We start from the raw sequence: 24,198 nt of genomic DNA, 5'->3' as shown, positions 1-24,198 counted from the left end.
GGATCGCTGACCGGTCAGTCGTGCCGACCGGCGGACTGCCGGATCTCGATGCCCTCGAGGATGTCCTTCGCGCGCTTGGCGTCCTGCTTCTCGATCTGCTTCGTGTCGCGTTCGGGGAGCTGGATGTCCTCCTCCGCGTGGATGCCGGCCTGCAGCTGCCGGCCGCGCTCGAGCTCCGCGTCGAACTCCGCCCCGAAGAGCAGCGCGTTGTTCGTGATCCAGATCCACAGGAGGAACACGATGACGCCGCCGAGCGATCCGTACGTCGCGTTGTAGTGCGAGAAGTTCCCGACGTAGAACCCGAACCCGACACTCGCCACGAGCCAGATCACCAGCGCGGCGATCGACCCGCCGCTGACCCAGGCGAACTTCGGCTGACGGACGTTCGGCGACCAGTAGTACAGGACCGCGATGACGACGATCGCGATCGCGGCGAGGACCGGCCACTGCACGATGCTGACGACCGTCACGGCGACGTCACCGAGTCCGAACACGTCCGCGAAGCTCCGGACGACAGGCCCGCTGACGAGCACGAGCAACCCGACCACGAGGAGCACGACGGTGAAGAGGGTCACCCCGAGCATCGTCGGACGGAGCTTCCAGATCGGTCGCCCCTCGCGGACGTCGTAGATGCGGTTCATCGCACGGCCGAACGCGCCGACGTACCCGGAGGCCGACCAGATCGCGCCGACGAGACCGACCACGAACGTCACGGGTGCCGCGGGTGAGCGCACCAACCCGTTGATCGGGTCCTTGAGCAGACTGGCGACCTGGTCCGAGCCGACGTTCCGCACCAGTCCGAGCAGCGTGTCGACCGTCCGCTGCCCGTCGCCGACGAGGCCGAGGATGGACACCACGGCGAGCAGTCCGGGGAACAGCGCGAGCACCGTGTAGTACGTCAGGCTCGCCGCGAGGTCCGTGCACTGGTCGCTGGAGAACTCCCGCAGGGTCTTCTTCAGCGTGTAGACGACCGTCGGCTTGGTGAGGTCCGCCGGGCTGTCGGGCTTCCTCGGGTCGTCGGGGTCCGGGCGGTGGTTCCGTGCCATGCGGGGGTTCCTCACCTGCTCATCCGGGCCCGCTGCTTGCGGAGCTTCTTCTGCAGGCGCTTCCACGCCTTCTTGTCCTGCTCGCGCGGGTTCAGCTTGTCCGGCTTGCGGGCGAACGCCCCGGCACCGCGGTAGGTGCCGTCCTTCCCGGTCTTCGCGGGCTTGTAGACGGGGAGCAGTGCCGGGGTCGCCGCGGCGCTGAGCCGACCGGCACTCGTCCGGCCGATGAGCACGCCACCGACGATGGCCGCCCCGCCCGCCGCCGCCGTCACCATCATGGCGACGAGCGGCGTCGGGTCGCGGTGCATCCGCTGGCGCGCCCGGGCACGGAGGAGCCGCAGGCGCTGCGGGACGTCCGCCCGGCGCCTGATGACCGCCACGGTCTCCTCGAGCTGCTCGCGGGTCCGCACGTTCCGGAGCTCGAGCTCCGGGAGGCTGTCGTGCTCGGCCAACGGATCAGCGCTCCCCGGCGCGGTCGTCCAGCGAGTCCGCGACCCCGGCGGCCTCGTCCTTCGCCGTCGCGGCGACGTCGGACGCCGTGTCCTTCGCCGTGGCCGCAGCGTCGGACGCCGTGTCCTCGGCCGTGCTGGCGATGTCGGACGCGTTGTGCTTGGCGTTGTCGACCGCGTTCGAAGCGACGTCCTTCGCCGATCCGGCGGCGTCCTTCGCCGATCCAGCGGCGTCGGCGACGTGGCCCTGGGCGTCGTCGAGCCGGTCCGAGGCGCTCGAGTCACCCGAGATCCGGTCCCGCACCGCGCCGGAGGCCGACACGGTCGCGTCCCGGAGCTTCTCGCCGACGATGGGCGCCTTGTCCTTGACGAACTCCTCGGCGTCGTGGAGCCCCTTCTGCACCTTGGGGTCGGTCCAGACGTCCTGTGCACGGGACTTGATCCGCTCGTACGATCCGCGTCCTGCGCGTGCTCCGAGCACGAATCCGAGTCCGAGCCCGGCGGCGAACAGCAGTCTGCCCTTCATGGTGTTCCTCTCGTCGTGCGTTGGTGTGGTTCTTGCGTACACGCTTCATCGCCGACCTTCATGCCGCTCGGACAGGTCTCCCAGTTCGGATGCGCATCGCGGCGCTCCGGCATGGGTGCGACGACCGCGTCAGCGGACGGCGACGTCCGCGATGAGGGTCATCGTCACGAGGAAGCCCGCCACGTAGTTGATCCAGAGGAACCGCCGCCAGCCGGCGTTGGCCGCAGCGGCGTCCTGGTCCCGAACGTTCCACCAGGGCAGCACGTTGAGTGCGTACGGCACGACGATCACCGCTGCGATCGGACCCGGGAAGTCGGTGAAGAGCATGGCGATCCCGGCCACCAGGTACGCCGCGAACGCCAGTCGCACGGTCGCCCGGGCCCCGATGACGGTCGCCACCGACCCGATGTCTCCGGCACGGTCCGCCTCGACGTCCTGCACGGCGCCGAACGCGTGACTCGCGACGCCCCAGAGGAAGTACGCGACGCACACCATGACGAGCGCCGACGTCCAGTGCGTGCCGGCCAGCGCGAGCCCGTAGACCGCCGGCGACACGAAGTGCGTGCTCGACGTCAGGGAGTCCAGGAACGGCCGCTCCTTGAACCGGAGCCCCGGCGCCGAGTAGGCGATCACCGCGAAGACGCTGATCGCGAGGACGAGCCAGCTCCCGGGACCGCCCGCGAGGACGAGCACGACGAGGAACGGCACGTTCGTGACGACCACCGCCCAGAGCGTCGTCCGGTGCACACTGCGGTCGAGGAGCGCGCCCTCGACACCGCCCTTCCGGGGGTTCCGGAGATCGGACTCGTAGTCGAACACGTCGTTGATGCCGTACATCGCGAGGTTGTACGGCACCAGGAAGTAGACGATGCCGACGACGAGCACCCACAGGTGGAACGTGCTCGGACCGCCGGTGAGCACACCGCTCCCGAGCAGGTACGCGGCCGCGAACGGGTAGGCCGTGTTCACCCAGCTGATCGGACGCGACGACACGAAGAGTGCGCGGGACGTCGTGGACCAGGACCGCGTCGGACTGGAGGCGCCGGTCGCGGTCATCGGGACACCGTCCGGTCGTGCGTCGGTCGCGTCGCGCCGTCGCGGGCGGAGGCGGGGGCGGCGCCGCGGGCGCCGCCGGAGCGCCCGCGGAACAAGACCCAGAGGCTCGGGAGGAGCACCACCGCGGCGATGGCGTAGGCGAGGTCCTCGATCGGCAGGAACCCGAGGTGCACACCGCTGATCCGGGACGGGTCGTACGCGACGATGCCGAGGCCGACGATGACGTTGTCGAAGACGATCGTCATGACGAGCAGCACCGCACCTGCGAGGAGCCCCGTCGCGAACGCCCTGGCGCGGGGGCGCACCACGACCGCCGCGACGACGGCGACCGCGGCGGCGACGGCCAGGAACACGGCGTCGAGCAACGCGTAGGTGCCGTGCGCGGCGGTCATGCGCGCTCCCGGACGTCGTCGGTCCGGTCCGAGGCCGCCGCGATCCGCGCACCGATGAACCCGATCAGGTCCATCGTGACGTAGCAGAGCAGCGCGAGGAAGAAGAGCTCCTCGACCGGGACCTGCGGCGCGATCATCAGCCCGGTGAGCAGGGTGGTCGGCCCGACGAAGAACACGCCGTGCGCGATCCCGACGAGGTCCCAGACGAGGAAGAACACGATCCCGACGAGCATCACCGCCGCCGCACGCCACGGCGAGCGCCAGAAGAAGAGCCGGAACCGTGCGTCGAGCACCGTCATCCCGACGAGTGCGACGACGAGCCCGGCGAGGTACAGCCCCGGCATCAGGCGCCGTCCTGCGACGGGGCGACCGGTACCGCTCCGGGCGGGGCGACCGGTGCCGCTCGGGGCGGGGCGACCGGTGCCGCTCGAGGCGGGGCGCTCGGGCTCCGCTGCAGCGGCGTCGGGAGCGGTTCGGTCGTGGTGTCGCCGTGGATGCGCTTGATGAGGACCTCGGCGCTGATCAGGCACATCGGCAGCCCGATCCCCGGGATGGTGGACGAGCCCGCGTAGTACAGCCCCTCGACCTTCGCCGACTTGTTCCGGGCGCGGAAGAACGCGCTCTGCCGGAGGGTGTGCGCCGGACCGAGCATCCCCCCGCTCCACGAGTTGTACTGCTCCGCGAAGTCCTGCGGACCGACCGTCCGGCGCACGGTGATCCGGTCGGCGAGGTCCGGGACCCCGGCGCGCTCGGCGATGGCCGCGATGGCCCGGTCTGCGATCCGCTCGACCTGCCAGTCCCCCGCACCGTCGACGCCACCGCGGCCGATGCCGAGGTCGGCCGGGAGCGGGACGAGGACGAACAGGTTGCTGCTGCCCGCCGGTGCGGTCGCCGGGTCCACCCCGGTCGGTGCGCACACGTAGATCGACGCCGGGTCGGGCACGTGCCGGTCCTTGCCGAAGATCGCGCCGAAGTTGGCGTGCCAGTCCTCGGTGAACACGAGCGTGTGGTGGAGCAGCCCGGGGACCGGACCGTCGACGCCGAGGTACACGAGCACCGCGCTCGGCCCGGGGTCGCGCTTGCCCCAGTAGGCCGTGTCGTGGGTCCGGTGCTCCCGGTCGAGCAGCTGCATCTCGGTGTGGTGGAGGTCCGCGGCGCTCACCACGACGTCGGCACGCTCGAAGCTCGAGACGCCCTCCTGGTCGCGGTGGTGCACGCCGACCGCGTGACCGTGCTCGACCTCGATGCGCTCGACCTCGGCCCCGGTGACGATCGTGACGCCCTCGGCGCGGGCGACCCGCTCGACGGCCTGGATGACCGCGGTGATGCCGCCCTTCGGGTAGAGCACGCCCTCCGCGAGGTCGAGGTGGCTCATCAAGTGGTACATGCTCGGCGCGGCGTACGGACTCGTGCCGAGGAACACGGCGGGGTACCCGAGGATCTTCTGGAGCCGGGAGTCGCGGACGGCGGAGGCGGCGAACGACGACAGCGGCTCGAGCAGCAGCCGGGCGAGCTTGCCCATCCGCGCGAGGACGTCCGGTGCCGCCAACCCGCGGAGGTCCTCGAACGTCGTGTAGAGGAAGCGCCGCACGGCCATCGTGTACGTGTCGGCGGCCGAGTCGAGGTACTTGGCCATCCGGGCGCCGGCGCCGGGCTCGACGGCCTCGAACACCGCGAGGTTGGCCTCCCGTGTCGCGGCGAGGTCGATCGGGTCCTCGTGTCCCTCGAAGTACACCCGGTAGCCCGGGTCGAGCGTCACCAGGTCGAGCTGTTCGGCCGCGGACGTGCCGAGGAGCTGGAAGAAGTGGTCGAAGACGTCCGGCATCAGGTACCAGCTCGGGCCGGTGTCCCACCGGAACCCGCCGGACTCCCACGAGCCGGCTCGGCCGCCGAGCTCCGAGCGCTGTTCGAGCACGGTCACGGCGTAGCCGTCCCGCGCCAGGAGCGCCGCCGAGGCGAGGCCGCTGATCCCGCCGCCGATCACGACCGCGCGCTGCACCGGGACCTGGCGCGTGGCACCCGCCGGAGCCGGCCGCCCCGTTGGGGTGGGTCGTCGTGTGGGACTCATGCCGTGCCTCCCGGCCGTCGTGGCTCGCGTCCACCGGACGCGGGTCGATCCGCCGCCCGTGACCCGGACGTCTGCCGGGAGCGTGACAGCAGAACCTGTGCGGCCAGCCGGGCCTTGACCGGGTTCGGCACCCTGATGCGCGTCTGCACCAGTGCGGACGCCGGTGTCCGACGGATGCGCTCGTTGAGTTCCTGGAACAGCGCGTGCGCGAGGCCGACCGCGTTCCTGGCGTCGGCGGGCAGCAGGGGGATCGCCCGCGCGGCCGCGTCGAGGTCGTCCTGGACGTCGGCGACGAGCCGGAGCTTCGTCGCCTCGTCGAACGAGTCGACGTCGACTCCGGGGAAGTACGAGCGACCGAGCTCCAGGAAGTCGGCGCGGAGGTCCCGCAGGAAGTTCACCTTCTGGAACGCCGCCCCGAGGCGTCGCGCGCCGTCGACGAGCACCCGCTCGTCGGACGACGGGCGGCCGGCACGGTAGACGAACGCCCGCAGGCACATCAGGCCGACGACCTCCGCGGAACCGTCGACGTAGGCCGCGAACGAGGCGTCGTCGTGCTCGGTCTTCGTGAGGTCCGCACGCATCGACCGGAAGAACGGCCGGGTCAGCTCCGCGCCGAACCCGGTCTCCCGGGCAGTGCGAGCGAACGCGTGCACGATCGGGTTGACGGAGAAGCCGACCTCCATCGCGCGCTCGGTGTCGTGCTCCAGCTCGTCGAGCACCACCCGCGCGAGATCCGCGTCGAGCCCCGCCTCGGTCGCGGGGCCGTCCACGATCTCGTCCGCGACGCGCACCAGGGCGTAGACGTGCTCGATGTGGTCGCGGGTGTCGGCCCGTAGGAGCCGTGACGCGAGACCGAACGAGGTCGAGTACCGGTGGATGACGACCGAGGAGGCCGCCGCGGCCGTGGCGTCGTAGAGCCCCAGCCGCGCGGTACCGCTGGTCGCCGGGGTGCTCGGGGTCTGCGCTGAGCCGGTGGTCCGCGCCGAGCCGGTGGTCCGCGCCGAGCCGGTGGTCCGCGCCGACCCCGGGGTCCGCGCGGTGTCGTCGTGCGGGCTCATCGCACGCGGTCCACGAGCTCGGTGACGAGACGCTCGAGCGGGGTCCGGAGGTCGTCGGGGACGTCGTCGAGGGCCGCGCACGCCAGCGTGGCGTACCGGTCGACCCGTTCCGTGGCCATGTCGAGCGCGCCGGAACGGCGGATGCTCGACCGGAGGTGCTCGGCCTGGTCGTCCGTCAGGTCCCGTCGGCCGAGGAACCGTTCGATCGCGGGCCAGTGCTCGGTCGTCGCGGCGTGGGCGATGAGGACGGTGCGCTTGCCCTCGCGGAGGTCGCCGGACGCGCTCTTGCCCGTCGTGTCCTCGTCCCCGAAGACGCCGAGGATGTCGTCCACGATCTGGTACGCGATCCCGATCTCGCGCCCGAACGCTCCGAGCGCGGCGACGATCGGCTCGGGCGCCCCGGCGAGCACCGCGCCCGACTGCAATGGTGCCTCGAACGAGTACACCGCGGTCTTCGCCCGTTCCATCGCGACGATCTCGTCGACGGACGGCATCACGCCGAGCGACAGGTCGACGTCGGCCATCTCGCCCGCTGCGCTCGCGAACACGGCCTCGTCGAGGATCGCGAGGAGCCTGCTCCGCCGTTCGCCGTCCACGCCGCTCGACTCGACGAGCCGCGGGGCGCCGGCCAGCGCCAGGTCCCCGGCGATCACCGCCGCACTCGTGCCGCGGTGCTCGGCGACCGGCGTCGGGATCCCCCCGGTCGCGGCCTGGTCGCGGAAGCTGCCTGCGACGTTCGGGACACCCCGGCGCGACCAGTCGCGGTCGATGACGTCGTCGTGCACGACGAGCGCGGTGTGGAGGAGTTCGTAGGCCGCGGCGACGTGCGCCGCAGCGCGGACATCGACACCGCCCAGCCCGGAGTACGCGGTGAGCACCATACGGGGCCGGAAGCGCTTCCCGCCGCTCGACGCCTTCCGGAGCACGGCGACGAGTTCCTCCGAGGGACGCCCGTACGACCGCGCGCGCTGTCCGGCTAGTCTGAAGAACCGGTCGAGGCAGTCGTCGACCGACGCCAGGCCCCAGTCGGCCACGGCAGTCGTCTCCTCGTCCATCATCCAAACCTAGCGAAGGCCATGACACAGTTCCCGGAAAAGGTCGTCCTGCTCGACGACGACGGCACGCGCGTCGGCACGGCGGACAAGTTCTCCGTGCACACGACGGACACCCCGCTGCACCTCGCGTTCAGCTGCCACGTCACGAACCCCGCCGGGGAGATCCTCGTCACGCGGCGGTCGCTCGCCAAGCTCACCTGGCCCGGGGTGTGGACGAACTCGTTCTGCGGACACCCCGGTCCGGACGAGTCGTTCGAGGACGCGATCGCCCGACGGGCGTCCCGCGAGCTCGGGATCACGGTCGAGTCGGTCGAGGGCGTCCTGCCCGACTTCCGGTACCGCGCCGTGGACGCGTCCGGGATCGTCGAGAACGAGATCTGCCCGGTGTTCCGCGCCGTCACGACGGACGTCCCGGACCCTGCCGCCGACGAGGTCGCCGAGTGGGCCTGGGTCGCCGAGGACGCGCTCCGCACGGCGGTCGAGGCGGCGCCGTTCGCCTTCAGCCCGTGGCTCGGCTGGCAGCTCGCGGCGCTGCCGGAGCGCGCGCTGAGCTGAGGGAGCAGGCGCGGCGGCTCCTGCAGGGCCGGGCTGCTGGGCGCGCTGCCGAGAATGCGGAAACTGCCAGTGCCCCCGCCCCGGGACTCCGGGAATCTGCATTCTCGGGCAGGCACCCGACCGGCCGGGCACCCGGCAGGGCACCCGATCGGCACCCGGCAGGCACCCGGCCCGCTCCGGGGACCCGGCTGGCGCTCGACCGCGAAGCGTGCATAATGATCTGGCCCGGAATGTGAACGTGCACATCGGCGTGATCAGCGTTGTCGCACCGGGCGGAGAGAAGCAGGCAATGGCGTCGACCAGAGCGCAGAAGTCCCGCGCGCCCAGCATCCGGGACGTCGCCCGGATCGCCGGGGTGTCGCACCAGACGGTCTCCCGCGTGCTCAACAACTCCGATGCGATCCGCGACGCCACCCGCGACAAGGTCGTCGCGGCGATGGAGGAGCTGCAGTACCGGCCGAACCGAGCCGCGCGCGCCCTCGTCACCAACAGCTCGCGCACGATCGGGGTGCTCACCGCTCGACGCGAACACTACGGGCCCGCCGCGACGATGCAGGCCATCGAGGACGCCGCCGTCCGGCGCGGATACACGGTCACGACGTCGAACCTCACCGACGCGACCGACGCCGCCGTCCGCGACGGACTCCGACACCTGCTCGACCAGGACGTCGAGGGGATCGTCGTGATCGCGCCGCAGCAACGGGTCTTCGACATCATCGCCGAGCTCGGTGTCCGGATCCCGTACGTGACGCTGCGCACCCGCGTCGGCGAGGACCCGTCCGCGCTCTGGGTCGACCAGATGAGCGGTGCACGACTGGCGACCGCGCACCTGCTCGACCTCGGACACGAGTACGTGCGGCACCTCGCCGGCTCACGGGACTCGCTCGAGGCGGATGCCCGCATGCAGGGGTTCCTCCGCGAGATGTCGGACCGCGAGATGCCGGTCTCCCCGCCGATCCTCGGCGACTGGACCGCGGACTTCGGCTACGCGGCAGGTCGGGAGCTCCTCCGGTGGCGGGACTGCACCGCGGTGTTCTGCGCGAACGACGCCATGGCGCTCGGCGTGATGCACGCGGCCCGGTCGTACGGGCTCGACGTGCCGGGCGACCTCTCCGTCGTCGGGTACGACGACATCCCCGAGGCGCAGCACTTCTGGCCGCCGCTCACCACGGTGCAGGTCGACTTCGCCGAGCTCGGACGCCGGTGCGTCGAGCTCGTCCTGCCCGACGGCGAGGACCTCCGCCCGGTCGACATCGTCCCACAGCTCGTCGTCCGGGGGTCGACCGCGGCGCCGCGGTCCCGCGCCTGACCCGACCCCCGTCCGGGGCACGCTCACCGACGGTCGACCGCACCGTTCCCCGACGGTCGACCGCACCGTTCCCCGCCGTTACCAAACCGCGACCGCGGGGAATTGACAGCCTGCGGCGACCTGTGCGTAATATTGCCCCCGTTCCACCCGATGTGACCGTTCACATCGAGTGGCACATCGGACGCGACAACGGAGTCCACACAGCCCGCCTGTGCCTGCTCCGGGATCGCGATCACCACCCGGAAGGACTGCCGAACACCCCGGCAGAAGGAGATGCACTGTGGCGTCAGACCCGATCGACAACGGACTCGAGACCCGTTCGATCACCGCACCCGAGACGATCCTCGAGATGCGGTCGATCACCAAGGAGTTCCCGGGGGTCAAGGCCCTCTCGGACGTGTCCATCGCCGTCCGCGCCGGTGAGATCCACGCGATCTGCGGCGAGAACGGTGCCGGCAAGTCGACCCTCATGAAGGTCCTGTCCGGCGTCTACCCGTACGGCACCTACGCCGGCGACATCGTCTTCGAGGGCGAGGAGATGCGGTTCTCCGGCATCAAGCAGTCCGAGGCCGCCGGCATCGTCATCATCCACCAGGAGCTCGCGCTCATCCCCGAGCTGAGCATCACCGAGAACCTGTTCCTCGGCAACGAGCCCGGCCGCTTCGGCGTCATCGACTGGACGAGTGCCCAGCTCCGCGCCCAGGAGCTCCTCGCCCGCGTCGGCCTCTCCGACGACCCCGACACGCAGATCAAGAACCTCGGCGTCGGCAAGCAGCAGCTCGTCGAGATCGCGAAGGCCCTGCACAAGAACGTCAAGCTGCTCATCCTCGACGAGCCGACCGCGGCGCTCAACGAGAACGACTCGCAGCACCTGCTCGACCTCATCGTCGGCCTCAAGGCCCGTGGGATCGCGAGCATCATGATCAGCCACAAGCTCAACGAGATCGAGCAGATCGCCGACGACATCACGATCATCCGCGACGGCAAGAGCATCGAGACGCTCAACGTCCTCGCCGACGGTGTCAACGAGGACCGGATCATCCGCGGGATGGTCGGCCGCTCGCTCGAGTCCCGGTTCCCGGACCGCACCCCGAAGATCGGCGAGACGTTCTTCGAGGTCCGCGACTGGACCGTCCAGCACCCGGTGGACGCGTCCCGCCTGGTCTGCAAGAACTCGAACTTCTTCGTCCGCCGCGGAGAGATCGTCGGGTTCGCCGGACTGATGGGCGCCGGTCGCACCGAGCTCGCGATGAGCATCTTCGGGCACTCGTACGGCAACTTCCTCGGCGGCGAGGTGATCAAGGACGGCCGCGAGATCAAGGTCAACAACGTCCAGCAGGCGATCGACAACGGTCTCGGCTACGTCAGCGAGGACCGCAAGGCGCTCGGGCTCAACCTGCTCGACACCGTGAAGCGCTCCACCGTCGCGGCCGACCTCAAGAAGATCTCCAAGGGCGGCATCGTCGACGGCCTCGAGGAGTACGACGTCGCGGAGAAGTACCGCAAGCTGCTCCGCACGAAGGTCCCCACGGTCGAGGAGAACGTCGGCAAGCTCTCCGGCGGGAACCAGCAGAAGGTCGTCCTGTCGAAGTGGATGTTCACCGACCCCGACCTGCTGATCCTCGACGAGCCGACCCGCGGGATCGACGTCGGCGCCAAGTTCGAGATCTACGGCATCATCCAGCAGCTCGCGGCCGAGGGGAAGGGCATCATCCTCATCTCCTCGGAACTCCCGGAGCTCCTCGGCCTCTCCGACCGGATCTACACGATCTTCGAGGGAGCCATCACCAACGACGTCCCGGCCGCAGAGGCGGACCCCGAAACCCTCATGCGAAGCATGACCTCAGCGCGGAAGGGCGCACTCACCACATGAACAACCTCAAGCTGCTCTTCGGCAAGGGCAACACGATCGGTTCCTACGGGATGATCATCGCGCTCGTCTTGATCATCATCATCTTCGAGTTCACGACCAAGGGCCTGACGCTCGAGCCCACGAACGTCATCAACCTGTTCCTGCAGTACTCGTACATCCTCATCCTCGCCCTCGGCATGGTGATGGTGATCATCGCCGGCCACATCGACCTGTCGGTCGGGTCGGTGGCCGCGTTCGTCGGCATCATCGTCGCCCAGTCGATGGCGCAGTGGCACTTCCCGTGGTGGCTCGCGATCATCCTCGGCCTCGCCGTCGGTGCCGCGGTCGGCGCCTGGCAGGGCTTCTGGGTCGCGTTCGTCCGTGTCCCGGCGTTCATCGTGACGCTCGCAGGTCAGCTGATCTTCCGCGGTGCGAACCAGATCATCGGCAACTCGACCGCCGTCCCGGTCCCGAACGACTACCAGACCATCGGCGCCGGCTTCATCCCGGACTTCGGTGGCGGGAACTTCTCGAACGGCACGCTCATCATCGGGTTCGCGACCGTCCTCGCCCTGATCCTCATCGAGATCCGTGGCCGTCGGCGTCGTCACAAGATGCACGCCGAGGTGCCCCCGGTGTGGGTGTCCGTCGTCCGCACCGGAGTCCTCGTGCTCGTCACGCTCTTCGCGACGTACCTCTTCGCCTCCGGCAAGCCGGGCACGTCCATCCCGGTCGTCGCGATCATCCTCGGCGTCCTGACGATCCTCTACGGCTTCATCACGAAGAACACCATCTTCGGTCGTCAGGTCTACGCGGTCGGCGGCAACTCCAGCGCCGCCGTCCTGTCCGGTGTCTCGGCACGCAAGATCAACTTCTTCGTCATGGCGAACATGTCCGTCCTCGCCGCCGTCGCCGGCATGGTCTTCGTCGCCTACTCGGGCGCCTCCGGCCCGGCCGACGGCACCGGCTGGGAGCTCGACGCGATCGCCGCGGTGTTCGTCGGTGGCGCCGCGGTCGCCGGTGGTGTCGGTACGATCACCGGGTCGATCATCGGTGGTCTCGTGATGGCGCTCCTGACGAACGGTCTGTCCCTGATGGGGCAGGAGTCGAACCGCGTCCAGATCATTCGTGGTCTCGTGCTGCTCGTCGCCGTGGCGTTCGACGTCTACTCGAAGTCGCAGGGCCGCCCGTCGCTCATCGGCGGCATGATGCGCCAGTTCCGCCGTCAGGAGACCGAGGCGACGACGATCGGGGCTCAGCAGCCCCAGTCGATCGACGACAACAAGGACAAGGTCCTCCTGCCCTAGCAGTGCCCCGCACAGACCCAACACTCCCAACACCGGGGACGGCCGGCACCGTCCGTCCCCTTCTCCCTCAACGAAGAGAAAGCAATTACATGCGCAAGAAGTTCCTGGTCGGCGCCAGCGTCGTCCTCATCGCGGGCCTCGCCCTCACCGGCTGCTCGTCCAACCGTGGCGGCTCGGGCTCGGGCTCGAGCTCCGACTCGATCAAGAAGGGCGACACCATCGGCGTCGCGCTCCCCGCCAAGACCTCGCAGAACTGGGTCCTCGCGGGCGCCGCGTTCAAGAAGTCGATCGAGGCCGCCGGCTTCAAGGCGGACATCCAGTACGCCGCCGCCACCGGCACCGTGTCCGACCAGCAGGGTCAGATCTCCGGCATGGTCACGAAGGGCGACAAGGCCGTCATCATCGGTGCTGCCGACGGTTCGCAGCTCGGCACGCAGGTCAAGGCGGCCAAGGACTCCGGCGCCGTCGTCATCGCGTGGGACCGCAACATCCTGAACACCAAGAACGTCGACTACTACGTCGCGTTCAACAACTACAAGGTCGGCCAGCTGCAGGCCAACGCGCTCCTCGACGGGCTCAAGAAGGAGAAGGGCGCCGGTCCCTACAACATCGAGCTCTTCGCCGGTTCGCCGGACGACGCCAACGCGACGGTGTTCTTCAACGGTGCGATGAGCGTCCTCAAGCCGAAGATCGCCGACGGCACGCTCAAGGTCGTCTCCGGGCAGACCGACTTCGGCAAGGTCAACACGCAGGGCTGGCTCGCGCAGAACGCCCAGTCGCGCATGACCGACCTCCTGACGAAGTACTACACCGGTGGCACCGAGATCCAGGGCGTCCTCTCCCCGAACGACACCCTGGCCCGCGCGATCCTGACCGCGACCAAGGCTGCCGGCCAGCCGAACCCGGTCATCACCGGTCAGGACTCCGAGACCGCGTCGATCCCGCTCATCATGAACGGCACGCAGTACTCGACCATCTACAAGAACACCACGGAAGAGGCGCAGGCCGCCATCGACCTCGTGTCCGACCTCGCCGCGGGCAAGACCCCGAAGACGACCAAGGACAAGAACAACAACAACGGCGTGAAGATCGTCCCGGCGATCGAGCTCACCCCGATCCTCGTCACCAAGGAGAACGCGGTCGAGGCGTACAAGGGCAACGACACCCTCGAGGCACTCGCCAAGCAGGGCTAGTCCGACACCGCAGCACTCGAGAGGCCCCGTCCGCGACGCACGTCGCGGGCGGGGCCTCTCGCCGTGTCCGGTGCGGGCCGCCTGCACGACGAGCGATCGCGGAACGAGGTCTGCCGAGCCTCCAGACCGGCCTGGAGGCCCGACCCGCCCTGGTCCGCACCCCGCGCGTCCGGCGGGCGGTCCGGTCAGTCGCGGGCGATCCGGTCAGCCGCGGCGGTCCGGTCAGCCGCGGGCGGTCCGGTCAGCCGCGAACGGTCCGGTCGGTCGCGAGCGGAGACGTCGGTCCGGTGGAAGTCGCGGGCCGACCGGGACGCCGTCGGGCCACGCTGCCCCTGGTAGCGGGACTGGTACTCCGCCGAGCCGTAGGGCTTCTCCGCCGGGCTCGAGAGCTGGAAGAAGCAGAGCTGGCCGATCTTCATCCCGGGCCAGAGCATGATCGGCAGCGTCGCGACGTTGCTCAGCTCGAGGGTGACGTGACCGGAGAAACCGGGGTCGATGAACCCCGCGGTCGAGTGCGTGAGGAGTCCGAGGCGTCCGAGCGAGCTCTTGCCCTCCAGCCGAGCGGCGACGTCGTCCGGCAGGGTGACCTGCTCGTACGTCGACCCGAGGACGAACTCCCCCGGGTGCAGGACGAACGGGTCGTCGCCGGTGGTCTCGACGAGCCGGGTGAGGTCGGGCTGGTCCACGGACGGGTCGATGTGCGGGTACTTGTGGTTGTCGAACAGCCGGAAGAACTTGTCGAGTCGGACGTCGATGCTCGACGGCTGGACGAGCGCACGGTCGTAGGGGTCGAGCCCGATGCGGCCGGTGTCGAGCTGGGCGGTGATGTCGCGATCGGAGAGCAGCACGGCTCCGATCCTACGGGCGCGGTGCGGTCCCTCGCTGTACCGGACCGCAGCCTGTGGACACGACCGGCACCGCGCCTCCAGACGGGCGGACGTACCATTGGATGTCCGCATCCCGAACCTCGTCGAAAAGTGCGATGACCGTCACCTCCTCGTCCGCTCCGGAACGTCCGTCGACCGCGCAGGACCCCGACGGACCGGCCGTCGCCGCACGCACCTCGACCGTCGCCACGGTCCTCGTGGTCGCGCTGCCGATCGTCGTCGCGTTCGCGGTCCTGTCGATGGTCTTCACCGGGGCGTTCACGACGAACCGCGCCCTCGTCGACGCCGGTGACTTCGTGGTCGAGGGCCTGCCGGTGGCCCGGGCGGTGCACGACGGCATGGCGGCGCTCACCGTGGGGCTGCTCATCGTGGCGGCGTTCTCGCTCCCCGCGCAACGGAAGGACCACGGGAACGTCTCGCGCGTCCAGCACCGAGCGCTCCGGTGGGCCGCGACCGCCGGCTCGATCTGGTTCCTCGCCGCGGTCGCCGGCATCGTCCTGACCGGCGCGAACACGCTCGGGGTGCCGATCACGAGTCCGGTCTTCGCGCGGAACTTCCTCCTCTTCGCGTTCCAGGTCGAGATCGGTCAGTCGCTCGTGGTCTCCGCGGCGGCGGTGCTCGTCGCGACGGTCCTCGCCGCGTTCGCCACCCGCGTCACGACGATCGCGGTCGCCACGGTGTCCGCGCTGTTCGCCCTGCTCCCCCTCGCGCTGTCCGGGCACGCCGCGGGGTCGCTCGAGCACGCGAACGCGGTGAACTCGCTCGCGTTCCACCTGATCGGGGTGTGCGTCTGGGTCGGCGGCCTCGTCGCCGTCGTCCTGCTCCGTGCGCATACGAAGGGCGCGACCGGACGCGTCGTCGCCCGGTACTCGACACTCGCCGGCTGGGCGTTCGTGGCCGTCGCGTTCTCCGGGATCATCAACGCCTCGCTCCGGATCACCGGGCCGCTCGACCTGGTCACGACGACCTACGGCTGGCTCATCACCACGAAGGCCGTCATCCTGGTGCTGCTCGGGACCGCGGGGATCGTGCAGCGCCGGAAGCTCGTCCCCGGGCTCCTCCGCAACCCGCTCGACCGCAGGCTCTTCGTGCGGTTCGCCCTCGCCGAGATCGTGTTCATGGCGATCGCGATGGGCGTCTCGGTCGGCCTCTCCCGGTCACAGCCGCCCGTGCCGCAGACGCCGGAGACCGGGGCGGACACCCGTGACGGCCTCATCGGGTTCACCTACCCGCCGACGCAGACCGTGCACTCGTTCCTGACGACGTGGCAGATCGATTGGGCGTGGCTCGCGATCGCCGTCACGATGGGCGGCTGGTACCTGTTCGCGGTCCACAAGCTCCGGAAGCGCGGCGACGTGTGGCCGATCCACCGGACGATCTGCTGGCTGCTCGGGTGCGCACTGTTCATCTGGTTCACGAGCGGTGGCCCGGCCGTCTACGGCATGATCCACTTCTCCAGCCACATGATCCAGCACATGGGCCTGATGATGTTCGTGCCGCTCCCCCTGGTCCTCGGCGGCCCGGTGCTCCTCGCACTCCGCACCCTGCCCGTGCGCAACGACGGCAGCCGCGGCGCTCGGGAGTGGCTCATGCTCTTCGTGCATTCCCGGTACATGCAGTTCATGGGCAAGCCGGCCGTCGCCGGGACCCTGTTCGCCGGGTCGCTCGTCGTGTTCTACTTCACGCCCGCGTTCCAGTACGCCCTGCAGTCGCACGAGTGGCACGTCGTCATGGTCGTGCACTTCGTCCTGAGCGGGTACCTGTTCTTCTGGGTGTTCGTCGGCGTGGACCCGGGGCCCCGGCGTCCGGCCTACCCGATCCTCATCATCGCGCTCCTGGCGACGCTGGCGTTCCACGCGTTCTTCGGGGTCGCGGTGATGACGAGCGAGTCGGTGTTCGCGGCCGACTGGTTCCACGCGCTCGGGCAGACGAACGACGCCGGGCTCCTCGCCGACCAGCACGTCGGCGGTGGCATCGCATGGGGCGCGTCCGAGCTGCCGATGGTGCTCGTGGCGCTCCTCGTCGTCCGGAACTGGGTGAACTCGGACACCCGGGACGCCAAGCGTCTCGACCGACAGGCCGACCGCGACGGCGACGCCGAGCTCACCGCCTACAACGAGCGGCTCGCCGCGATGAACGGGCGACGCGCGGAGTAGCGGTCAGTCCCCGTGGACGATGCAGACCGCACCGAGCGCCGGCGCAGCCGACATCGTGGCGTCGATGCCCTCCTCGCCGTCCGGGCCGAACGGGGTCACGACGTCCGCCCACCAGAACGGAGTCTGCACCACCGGCGCGTCCGGCAGGATGCGCTCGACCTCGTCCGAGGATTCGACCCGGTGCACCCCCAGCACCGTCACGACCGGGCGGTCGGCGTCCCGGCAGACCTGCATGATCGAGCCGTCGTCGAGCGCACGGACCCCCCAGCTGTCCTCGTGGAGGACGATCGCCTCGGCGACCTCGCGGACGTCGACCGGCCCGCGGCAGAGGAGCGTGACCTCACGCGGCACCGTGGCCCCCCGCGGACCCGAGGGTGTGGTCGTCGAGCACACCGTCGGCCACCGCGTCGTCGAGCGGGGCGCCGCCGACGAGCGTCATGAACCGGTCTTCGTCGATCCGGTCGAGGAACGACTCGAGCGCGTCCCAGCCGTCGTCGAAGCGGACGAGCAGGCCCTCGTGCCCGTGCTCGCCGAACACCTCGGTGCGGGTCCGTGGCGGTGGCCAGATGCCCGCCCGGTCGAGGAACTCGGTCGCTTCGGGACCCACCACGACGGCGCCGGGGTTCGGCTCCCCGTACGACACCGCACGCACGAGGTGGTCGGCGTCCCCGCGACGTTCCATCACGACACCGAACACCGGGACCACGTCGTCCGCGACATCGCGCACCGCGTCCAGCACACCCTCGACACCGCCCTCGGGAGCGGTCAGGATCGCGGACACCGTCTCGATCACCATGCCCCCGGTCATGTGTGCGGTCATCGTCGCCGACATCCCATCTCCGACCGCGAACGACGTGCTCACCGCCGGGGCCTCGTGCTTGGCGTACTGCGTCACGACCCAGCGGTCCCACGGGACGCCGAGCGGCTCGCCGGTGCCCCAACGACTCGGGGCGCACCCGGCCGCAGCGCAGAGCGCTTCGATCGCACCACCGATGTCGACGTTCCGGTGGGGATGATGCCGGACCGTGAGGTCGATGCTGATCTGCGGCACCGTGTCCGCGGCCACCCGGTGCGCCGGGGCCGGAGTGCCCTGCAGTTCGGGCCCGCGGGCGACGAAGTCCTCGATCGAGGCCGCCGCCACGCCGGTGCGACCATCGCGGAGCATGCCGTCGGGATCGGTCACCGCCCAGGCTGCGCCGTGCGCGCCCAGGGCATGCCGCATGGCGGGGGTGAGCGCCGCCTCCGCTCCGGTGCGGAGCAGGACCGTGCGGTGGGCGTCGGAGGCGCGCGTCAGCAGCGTCGCGAAGGCGTCGGTCAGCCACACGACCGGCGACGCGGACTCCACGACCAGCGCGGTGCCGACGACGTCGTCGATGAGCGGATGCCTGACCATACCTCTGCGCCTCCAGGGATCGTCGCGGTGGTGACGGTGATGCTCGATCCACCTGGACGCTACACACGCGTCCGACGAGGTGCCCGGGAGGCGACCGGCCTCCCAGCGGACCGGAAGGCGTGGGCGGCTGTGGGCGGGCGGCGGGTCCTGCATCCGGTATGGTGGTTGCAGCCGCAGGGCTTCGCGAGTGTAGTTCAATGGTAGAACTCCAGCTTCCCAAGCTGGTAGCGCGGGTTCGATTCCCGTCACTCGCTCTGGTTCCGTCACTCGCTCTGGCTCCCGGGTCCCTCGCCGCGTCGAGTGCCTGACCGGCAGTCGCGATCAGCCGGTGTCGTTCCGCAAGTCGGGGCACTCGGCTCCGGCAGTCGGGCGCGGGGTTCGCGTGGCCCTGGTCTCTGCGCAGTCCTTCTTCCTCGCATCGCTCCTCATCGGCAGGACGACGCCACTCTCCACGCGGGTCCTCCAGCCCCGTCCGCCGGGTCGGGCGATGGTGGCGTTCGTCTCGGTGCGGTAGACAGGCAGGACGGTCGACGAAGGGACTGAGGATGCTGGTCCAGGTGTGCGGGCTCCCCGGCGCTGGGAAGTCGACGTTGTCCGCTGCGATCGCCGAGCGACTGCCGGCGGTGGTGCTGAGGGTCGATGCGATCGAGGCTGCGATGTGGAAGTACGCCATCTCGCCCGAGCAGTCCGGCATCGCTGCGTACTCGGTCATGCACGCGATCGCGATCCCGAATCTGCGCCGAGGCCAGCTGGTCATCGCCGATGCGGTCAGCAGCGTCGAGCCGGCCCGTGCAGGGTGGGTCGCGACCGCTCAGGAGGCCGGGGTGCCGCTCAGGGTGATCGAGGTGGTGTGCCCGGACAGCAACGAGCACCGGCGACGCGTGGAGCAGCGGCCGAACGACCTTCCTGGCTTCACGCTGCCGACGTGGAAGCAGGTGCAGCGCACGGCCGATGAGTACGAGCCCCGCACCGATGAGCGACTCATCATCGACAGCACCCGGCCGTTGGACGAGACGGTGCGTGATGCGCTGCGCTTCATCGACGGCGCCGACCAGTGACGGATCGCTCGCCGGTACCGAGCGCTCACGGCCGCGCAGACGGCCCGTCCGTTCCTCGACGGTCACGCCACCGGATCGCTGACCGGCCGGGAGGCTCGACCTCAGTCCGGCAGGTCGGCCAGCGGCGCCTCCTGGTGGCGTCGATACTGAGTCGATGGACCATGCCCCAGTTGCACCGCCAAGGATCCGCGACGGGGTCGCAGCCGATGTCGATCGGTGCCTGTCGATCTGGGTCGCAGCATGTGCAGACCGCGACGGGAAGGCCCTCGAAGGTGTCGCTGAACGAGCTCGACCGAAGTTCGATCGGAGCGTCAGCTGGTTGCTCGCAACGGACGGAGACCACGTGCTCGGGTTCGTGCTCGCGACTCGTCCCGGGAGCGGTATGCAGACCGACCCCGAAGGCGCGGCAGTCGTGGGGCTCCTCGCGGTCGATCCCGGTCAGCAGACCGTTGGTCTGGGCCGGGCACTGCTCCGAGCCGTCACGGAGCGGCTCGCTGCGCTGCAGTACTCACGGGCCGTGCTCCACGCACTCGTTGACAACGTGCCTGCAGTGCACCTCTACGAGAGCGAGGGTTGGCGAGCCGACGGCGAGGAACACGACCACGCACTGTTGCACCGGCCCGTTCGGACCTTCGCCCGCACCCTGTGACGAGCGCGCCGGGTGATGGATGCTCCTCCGCACGCCGGTGCGCCGTCATCACTCACTCTTCTCCCGTGGCGGCCCACTTCTCCATCTGAATGTGCGAACAACGGCGCCCGTAAGCTCGCTTCATGGTCTCGACGATGAAGCGAACGGTGGTCGACGACGGGGTGACGATCGCCTACAGGGTCTTCGACGGCGTCGAGCCAGCAGTAGTCGTCCTGCACGGGCTCGCAGGCAGCAGCCGTGAGTTCATCGACACTGCGAACGGGCTGGCCGGTCGCCGGGTCATCCTGATCGATCAGCGAGGCCATGGGCACAGCACGACCAGGCCGGCCGACACCTCTCGTCAGGCGTACGTGTCCGACGTCGTGGCCGTCATCGGCAAGGAAGCATCGGGTCCGGTGATCCTCGTCGGCCAGTCGATGGGGGCGCACACGGCGATGCTCGTCACGGCGGCTCGTCCGGACCTCGTTCGGCAGCTCGTCATGCTCGAGGGGAACCAGGGCGGTGGGACGGCCGATGAGCACCGGACCCTCGGCGACTTCTTCCGGTCCTGGGTTGTTCCTTTCACCGATCGAGCAGAAGCCTCAGCCGCTCTCGGTGAGGGGCTCCTCGAACGTGCCTGGATCGATGACCTCGAAGAACGGGCCGACGGTTTGCATCCTCGCTTCGACGCGAACGTCATGCAGGCGACCATCGAAGCTGTCGGGGAGCCACGGTGGGCCGAGTGGGAGAGCGTCGAGGTGCCGACCCTGGTGGTCTACGCGGATGGTGGCATGTTCTCGGAAGAGCAGAAGACGGAATTCGTGAGTCGTGGGCGCACTGTCCGACGCATGGATCTCACGGGCGCATCTCATGACGCGCACCTTGACGCCTTCGATCAATGGATGTCTGCACTCCGCAGCGCCGTGGCCGACTCACCAGCGTCCTGAGCGTCCCGATCGACGATCGACCATCGCAGCCAGATGTCACGTTGCACCCGAGAGCACCATGCCAGGGCTTCGCCCCTCCGCCGAGTTCGCCGTCGTCACGTCGACGACGACTTCTCCCGGGCAGGGCTCCTCGAAGCCAGTGACGTTCGTCGTGACACCGTCCATCGAGACGTCGGAGGCGTCACCAGGATCAGAAGCCCTGCCCGAACCGGTCTCGCCGAGGGACGGCGCCAGGTCCTAGGCTCCTCCCATGTCCGGCGACGCCGAAGACTCCGCGTTCGTGATCGCCGCCGACGCCGGCGGCACGTTCTCCCGCGTCGCGTGCTTCGGCCTGGACGGCCGCCTCCTCGGCTCGGCGACGGGAGAAGGCGGAAGCCCGTACCACCAGGAGGGCGCGGCGGAGAACGTCGCCGAGACGACGACCCGTGCGCTCGAGGATGCCGGCCGAGACCCCGCCGATGCCGTCGCGCTCGTCGCCGGCCTGGCGATGGTGAGCCGCGCCGGATCGAACCAGGGCGATGGCGACAACAGCTGGGCCGCGGACTTCTTCCTCGTCCCGGGCATGACGTGCGACCGGCGCATCCTCAACGACGCGGTTGTCGCACATCGCGGCGCGTTCCTCGGCGGCCCGGGCATCATCGTCATCGCCGGGACGGGCTCGATGATCCTCGCGATCGACGAGGACGGCGCCGAGTTCGAGAGCGGCCAGTTCGATCACTACGCCGGCGCGGCCAGGCACCTCGTGTTCGAGACAGTGCATTTGATCCTGACCGGAGCCGCCGGGCCGGAAGACGATGAGCTGGTCGCTGCGATCCTCCAGGCATGGGGCACGGAGGACGTCCCTGGGCTCCGCCGCGTCCTCCTCGGCCTCGCCGGGCTCGATCGCAAGGAGGTCCGGCACCGTTTCGGCGCGCTCGCACCCATCGTCACAGCCGCCGCGGACCGCTCGCCCCTTGCAGATCGGGCGCTCCGCGACCTGGCCGCGAAGACCGCGCGCGGCGTCGAGCTGCTCGCGCCGCTCGTGCACAGCGATCCCGTCACCGTCTCGACCACGGGCGGTCTCGCGACGACATCCGGGTTCATCAGCAGCCTGGCCGCGGCACTCGCGGCGCCGCCGACCGCGTCGACCAAGATCGTTCCTCCGGCGCTCGACGCGCTCCGTGGAGCGGCGCTGATGGCGTTGCAGGACGCCGGATCGCAGGTCGATCGCGTCGTCATCGATCGTCTGCGCGCGAGCCAGGAGTGAGCCAGTGGGAGGCCCACCTCGGTGCGGCGTTCCAACGTCCGACTCAAGTGCTGTCCTCTGCTCCTCGCGGATGAGCAGGTCGCGGAGCAGCGGCGCGCGCTCGACGGAGCAGGACGCAGGTGACCGTCGACCCGTGCGAGGCCCGGACGCGCCTCACGGCACCGGCCGTGCCCCGGACTGGAGGCGCGGCACCCACCCGGCACGCGCCTCCAGTCCGTCATGCTGTCCGGATGGAGGAAGAAACGCCGGTCGCGAAGGCTGACGCGCTCTGGTACCGGGGCGACCGCGCCGCTGCACTGGCGCTCCTCCGAGACCGCGCCCGGATACGGCCGGACGATCATCGCCTCCGCCTCGCTCTGGCCGAGCGGTACCGCTCCATCGGTGCACCGGACCAGGCGGGGCGCTGGGGCATCACTGTCGAGGGGTGGACCACTGCGAGGGAACGGGACCGCGCGGCGCGGCTCGTCGCCGCGTCCGGTGTGCACGAAGCGGATCTCACGTCCTTCCTCGCCCTGCCCGAGGGCCCCCTCCCCGTAGCCGTGGCCGTGGCCGAACTGCTACCCGACGTCGACGCGTACCGCGAGCGGTTCCGGCAGACCGCTCGGGAGCGCCTCACTGCGTCTGCACCCGATCGGCTCGAGGACGCCTCCGACGTCGTCGGGATCATCGGAGTGCTCCTCTTCGCCCTCACGGTCCTCGCCACATGGGCGGCCTCGGCACTCGACGGCGATGCGACCGGCTTCGCCCGATGGGGTTCCGTCACCGCGCTCTGCGTGATGACACTGTCACCCGCGTTCCGCAGCGCCCGATGGGTCCGGGCCCGTCGGTGGCGGCGCGCGGTCGCGTACGCCGTCATCACCGTGGTGCTCGCCACGAGCGTCGTCGGGCTGATCGCGAACGGCGTCGCCCACGACGGTCAGATCGTGTTCCGCTGGAAGGACTGAACGCCCGACACCGCCAACACCACGTGGCGATCGTCAGGACCGTCGGCGCGAGCGGCACGAGCTGTCTCATGCGAGCGGCCGGCTACGGGACGCATCTGGCCGGCTTGCGCCCGCAAGATCCGTCTCCTGGTCGGCGATGGGCGACCTGGTGTGCGCGAGGATGGTGTGGTGGAGATCCAGGACCTCGGCCGCGAGAGCGTCCGACTACGCCTCGTGGGGATGGAGTGGCAAGCCCTCACGATCCCGGTGATCAGAACGAACGACCGCCACCATCCGCGCGGACACCCCCGTCGAGGCTGGCCTCGATGGCGTCGGTCCGCAGCGCATGGCCGGGACGCGCTCATCGCCACGATTGCAGAAGACCCATGGTTCACCGCCACGGTCGACGATCCCGCTGAGATGACGCTTCCGCGCGCCCATGTCCACGGCGTGATCGAGATACTGGAGCAGAACGCACGGATCGCTGGCGACGTCCCGGTTGTCTCGCCGGAACTCGTGGAACAGATGATCGCTGCCCTCCTGGCATGGCTCGAAGGTGATCCGATTCCGCCGGTCGACACGGGCCGTATCGAGCGGGAGTTCGCCGCGGGCGCGGACGCGGAATGGGGCCGCAACGAATGGGTCGTGCTGACGGGTGGCCTCACGCGACGGAAAGCGCAGCTGCTCCAGAGGCTCCTGCGGCTGATGCACATCGGCTCCTGGTCATCCGAGTTCGATCCGCGTCGGTCGATCGTGCTGGGGTTGGATCTCGCCACGGCTGCAATGCTCCGTGCAGCGCTCTCACGCGGCGATGAGCTGGCCGTCGCGTACGACGACGAGACGGACGAACCGGTTCAGCTCGACCGGGCGGACGCAGTCGAGCAGGTTGCCGGGATCCGCGAGGATCTGGATGAGTTCTTGACGCACGCGATCCCGCCGCGGCCGGAGCAGTCATCATGACTCGAGCGGCAGCGGACGGCCCTGTCACGCTGCAGGCTGGCGGAGACATCGGACCGAACTGAGGAGCGCAATGGACGATCGACCCGACTCGGACCTCACTGCCGGCACGTGGGTGCTGATCGATCGGCTCGACG

24 protein-coding genes and 1 tRNA gene are annotated in these 24,198 nt (G+C 69.8%); 13 read left to right on the top strand and 12 right to left on the bottom strand.

Going from position 1 to position 24,198, the window contains the following annotated elements:
- Nucleotides 1-14 precede the first annotated feature (14 nt).
- The 9 genes from ACO0E0_RS00640 to ACO0E0_RS00600 form a co-directional block, all read right to left on the bottom strand.
- Nucleotides 15-1,046: a YihY/virulence factor BrkB family protein gene (locus tag ACO0E0_RS00640; RefSeq protein WP_422869415.1), complete on the bottom strand. Its 1,032-nt coding sequence runs from the start codon at nucleotides 1,044-1,046 to the stop codon at nucleotides 15-17.
- A gap of 11 nt (nucleotides 1,047-1,057) precedes the next feature.
- Entirely contained in the window at nucleotides 1,058-1,498 is a 441-nt protein-coding gene (locus ACO0E0_RS00635) for a hypothetical protein (RefSeq protein ID WP_422869413.1), read from the bottom strand.
- 4 nt (nucleotides 1,499-1,502) lie between these two features.
- On the bottom strand, nucleotides 1,503-2,021 hold the full coding sequence (locus ACO0E0_RS00630; protein ID WP_422869411.1) for a hypothetical protein: 519 nt from the start codon (nucleotides 2,019-2,021) through the stop codon (nucleotides 1,503-1,505).
- A gap of 129 nt (nucleotides 2,022-2,150) precedes the next feature.
- Nucleotides 2,151-3,077 carry a prenyltransferase gene (locus ACO0E0_RS00625; protein ID WP_422869410.1) on the bottom strand — a complete coding sequence of 309 codons (927 nt, stop codon included), beginning with the start codon at nucleotides 3,075-3,077 and terminating at the stop codon, nucleotides 2,151-2,153.
- The gene (locus tag ACO0E0_RS00620) at nucleotides 3,074-3,469 is read right to left on the bottom strand and encodes a lycopene cyclase domain-containing protein (protein ID WP_422869408.1); all 396 of its coding nucleotides are present in this window, start codon (nucleotides 3,467-3,469) and stop codon (nucleotides 3,074-3,076) included. Before ACO0E0_RS00620 ends, ACO0E0_RS00625 begins: the two co-directional genes overlap by 4 nt.
- Nucleotides 3,466-3,813: a lycopene cyclase domain-containing protein gene (locus ACO0E0_RS00615; RefSeq protein WP_422869406.1), complete on the bottom strand. Its 348-nt coding sequence runs from the start codon at nucleotides 3,811-3,813 to the stop codon at nucleotides 3,466-3,468. The genes ACO0E0_RS00620 and ACO0E0_RS00615 overlap by 4 nt, the downstream gene beginning before the upstream one ends.
- Complete coding sequence (gene crtI, locus ACO0E0_RS00610) at nucleotides 3,813-5,537, bottom strand: phytoene desaturase family protein (RefSeq protein ID WP_422869404.1); 1,725 nt, start codon at nucleotides 5,535-5,537, stop codon at nucleotides 3,813-3,815. The genes ACO0E0_RS00615 and crtI overlap by 1 nt, the downstream gene beginning before the upstream one ends.
- Nucleotides 5,534-6,595 (bottom strand): phytoene/squalene synthase family protein, encoded by a 1,062-nt coding sequence (locus ACO0E0_RS00605; RefSeq protein ID WP_422869402.1) that lies wholly within the window; start codon nucleotides 6,593-6,595, stop codon nucleotides 5,534-5,536. The genes crtI and ACO0E0_RS00605 overlap by 4 nt, the downstream gene beginning before the upstream one ends.
- Nucleotides 6,592-7,650: a polyprenyl synthetase family protein gene (locus tag ACO0E0_RS00600; RefSeq protein WP_422869401.1), complete on the bottom strand. Its 1,059-nt coding sequence runs from the start codon at nucleotides 7,648-7,650 to the stop codon at nucleotides 6,592-6,594. The genes ACO0E0_RS00605 and ACO0E0_RS00600 overlap by 4 nt, the downstream gene beginning before the upstream one ends.
- A gap of 21 nt (nucleotides 7,651-7,671) precedes the next feature.
- Here ACO0E0_RS00600 and idi point away from each other — a divergent pair, with 21 nt between their 5' ends.
- The 5 genes from idi (at nucleotide 7,672) to ACO0E0_RS00575 (ending at nucleotide 13,866) form a co-directional block, all read left to right on the top strand.
- Entirely contained in the window at nucleotides 7,672-8,205 is a 534-nt protein-coding gene (idi, locus tag ACO0E0_RS00595) for an isopentenyl-diphosphate Delta-isomerase (protein WP_422869399.1), read from the top strand.
- A 289-nt stretch (nucleotides 8,206-8,494) separates the two neighbouring features.
- A complete protein-coding gene (locus ACO0E0_RS00590) occupies nucleotides 8,495-9,514 on the top strand; it encodes a LacI family DNA-binding transcriptional regulator (protein WP_422869397.1) in 1,020 nt (339 codons plus the stop codon).
- A gap of 349 nt (nucleotides 9,515-9,863) precedes the next feature.
- Nucleotides 9,864-11,387, top strand: coding sequence for a multiple monosaccharide ABC transporter ATP-binding protein (gene mmsA, locus ACO0E0_RS00585; protein WP_422869927.1), 1,524 nt, complete (start codon nucleotides 9,864-9,866; stop codon nucleotides 11,385-11,387).
- Nucleotides 11,384-12,673 (top strand): multiple monosaccharide ABC transporter permease, encoded by a 1,290-nt coding sequence (gene mmsB / locus ACO0E0_RS00580; RefSeq protein WP_422869396.1) that lies wholly within the window; start codon nucleotides 11,384-11,386, stop codon nucleotides 12,671-12,673. The genes mmsA and mmsB overlap by 4 nt, the downstream gene beginning before the upstream one ends.
- Before the next feature lie 89 nt (nucleotides 12,674-12,762).
- Nucleotides 12,763-13,866, top strand: coding sequence for a substrate-binding domain-containing protein (locus ACO0E0_RS00575; protein WP_422869394.1), 1,104 nt, complete (start codon nucleotides 12,763-12,765; stop codon nucleotides 13,864-13,866).
- A gap of 185 nt (nucleotides 13,867-14,051) precedes the next feature.
- On the opposite strand, the gene dcd is transcribed toward ACO0E0_RS00575, so the two are convergent.
- The gene (gene dcd / locus ACO0E0_RS00570) at nucleotides 14,052-14,714 is read right to left on the bottom strand and encodes a dCTP deaminase (RefSeq protein WP_422869393.1); all 663 of its coding nucleotides are present in this window, start codon (nucleotides 14,712-14,714) and stop codon (nucleotides 14,052-14,054) included.
- A 134-nt stretch (nucleotides 14,715-14,848) separates the two neighbouring features.
- On the opposite strand from dcd, the gene ACO0E0_RS00565 reads away from it, so the two are divergent.
- Nucleotides 14,849-16,909: a bifunctional copper resistance protein CopD/cytochrome c oxidase assembly protein gene (locus ACO0E0_RS00565; RefSeq protein WP_422869391.1), complete on the top strand. Its 2,061-nt coding sequence runs from the start codon at nucleotides 14,849-14,851 to the stop codon at nucleotides 16,907-16,909.
- A 3-nt stretch (nucleotides 16,910-16,912) separates the two neighbouring features.
- On the opposite strand, the gene ACO0E0_RS00560 is transcribed toward ACO0E0_RS00565, so the two are convergent.
- Nucleotides 16,913-17,260 (bottom strand): hypothetical protein, encoded by a 348-nt coding sequence (locus tag ACO0E0_RS00560; RefSeq protein ID WP_422869389.1) that lies wholly within the window; start codon nucleotides 17,258-17,260, stop codon nucleotides 16,913-16,915.
- On the bottom strand, nucleotides 17,250-18,302 hold the full coding sequence (locus tag ACO0E0_RS00555; protein WP_422869387.1) for a DUF6177 family protein: 1,053 nt from the start codon (nucleotides 18,300-18,302) through the stop codon (nucleotides 17,250-17,252). Before ACO0E0_RS00555 ends, ACO0E0_RS00560 begins: the two co-directional genes overlap by 11 nt.
- Before the next feature lie 183 nt (nucleotides 18,303-18,485).
- Here ACO0E0_RS00555 and ACO0E0_RS00550 point away from each other — a divergent pair.
- From ACO0E0_RS00550 to ACO0E0_RS00520, 7 genes are all read left to right on the top strand, one after another.
- Nucleotides 18,486-18,556: transfer RNA gene (locus tag ACO0E0_RS00550), tRNA-Gly, on the top strand.
- A gap of 291 nt (nucleotides 18,557-18,847) precedes the next feature.
- Nucleotides 18,848-19,360 carry a P-loop nucleotide/nucleoside kinase family protein gene (locus ACO0E0_RS00545; RefSeq protein ID WP_422869385.1) on the top strand — a complete coding sequence of 171 codons (513 nt, stop codon included), beginning with the start codon at nucleotides 18,848-18,850 and terminating at the stop codon, nucleotides 19,358-19,360.
- A gap of 154 nt (nucleotides 19,361-19,514) precedes the next feature.
- Nucleotides 19,515-20,009, top strand: a complete 495-nt coding sequence (locus tag ACO0E0_RS00540; RefSeq protein ID WP_422869383.1) for a GNAT family N-acetyltransferase — start codon at nucleotides 19,515-19,517, stop codon at nucleotides 20,007-20,009.
- A 122-nt stretch (nucleotides 20,010-20,131) separates the two neighbouring features.
- On the top strand, nucleotides 20,132-20,935 hold the full coding sequence (locus ACO0E0_RS00535; RefSeq protein WP_422869381.1) for an alpha/beta fold hydrolase: 804 nt from the start codon (nucleotides 20,132-20,134) through the stop codon (nucleotides 20,933-20,935).
- Nucleotides 20,936-21,185: 250 nt separating this feature from the next.
- Entirely contained in the window at nucleotides 21,186-22,181 is a 996-nt protein-coding gene (locus ACO0E0_RS00530) for a BadF/BadG/BcrA/BcrD ATPase family protein (protein WP_422869380.1), read from the top strand.
- A 230-nt stretch (nucleotides 22,182-22,411) separates the two neighbouring features.
- Entirely contained in the window at nucleotides 22,412-23,125 is a 714-nt protein-coding gene (locus ACO0E0_RS00525; RefSeq protein ID WP_422869378.1) for a hypothetical protein, read from the top strand.
- A gap of 168 nt (nucleotides 23,126-23,293) precedes the next feature.
- Nucleotides 23,294-24,064, top strand: a complete 771-nt coding sequence (locus ACO0E0_RS00520; protein WP_422869376.1) for a hypothetical protein — start codon at nucleotides 23,294-23,296, stop codon at nucleotides 24,062-24,064.
- Nucleotides 24,065-24,198: the final 134 nt, after the last annotated feature.

Origin of the sequence: Curtobacterium phyllosphaerae, assembly GCF_049341865.1 — a bacterium.
Taxonomy (GTDB): Bacteria; Actinomycetota; Actinomycetes; order Actinomycetales; family Microbacteriaceae; genus Curtobacterium; species Curtobacterium phyllosphaerae.
The sequence above is the reverse complement of the archived record's forward strand: the minus strand, read 5'-3'. Positions and strand labels throughout refer to the sequence as shown.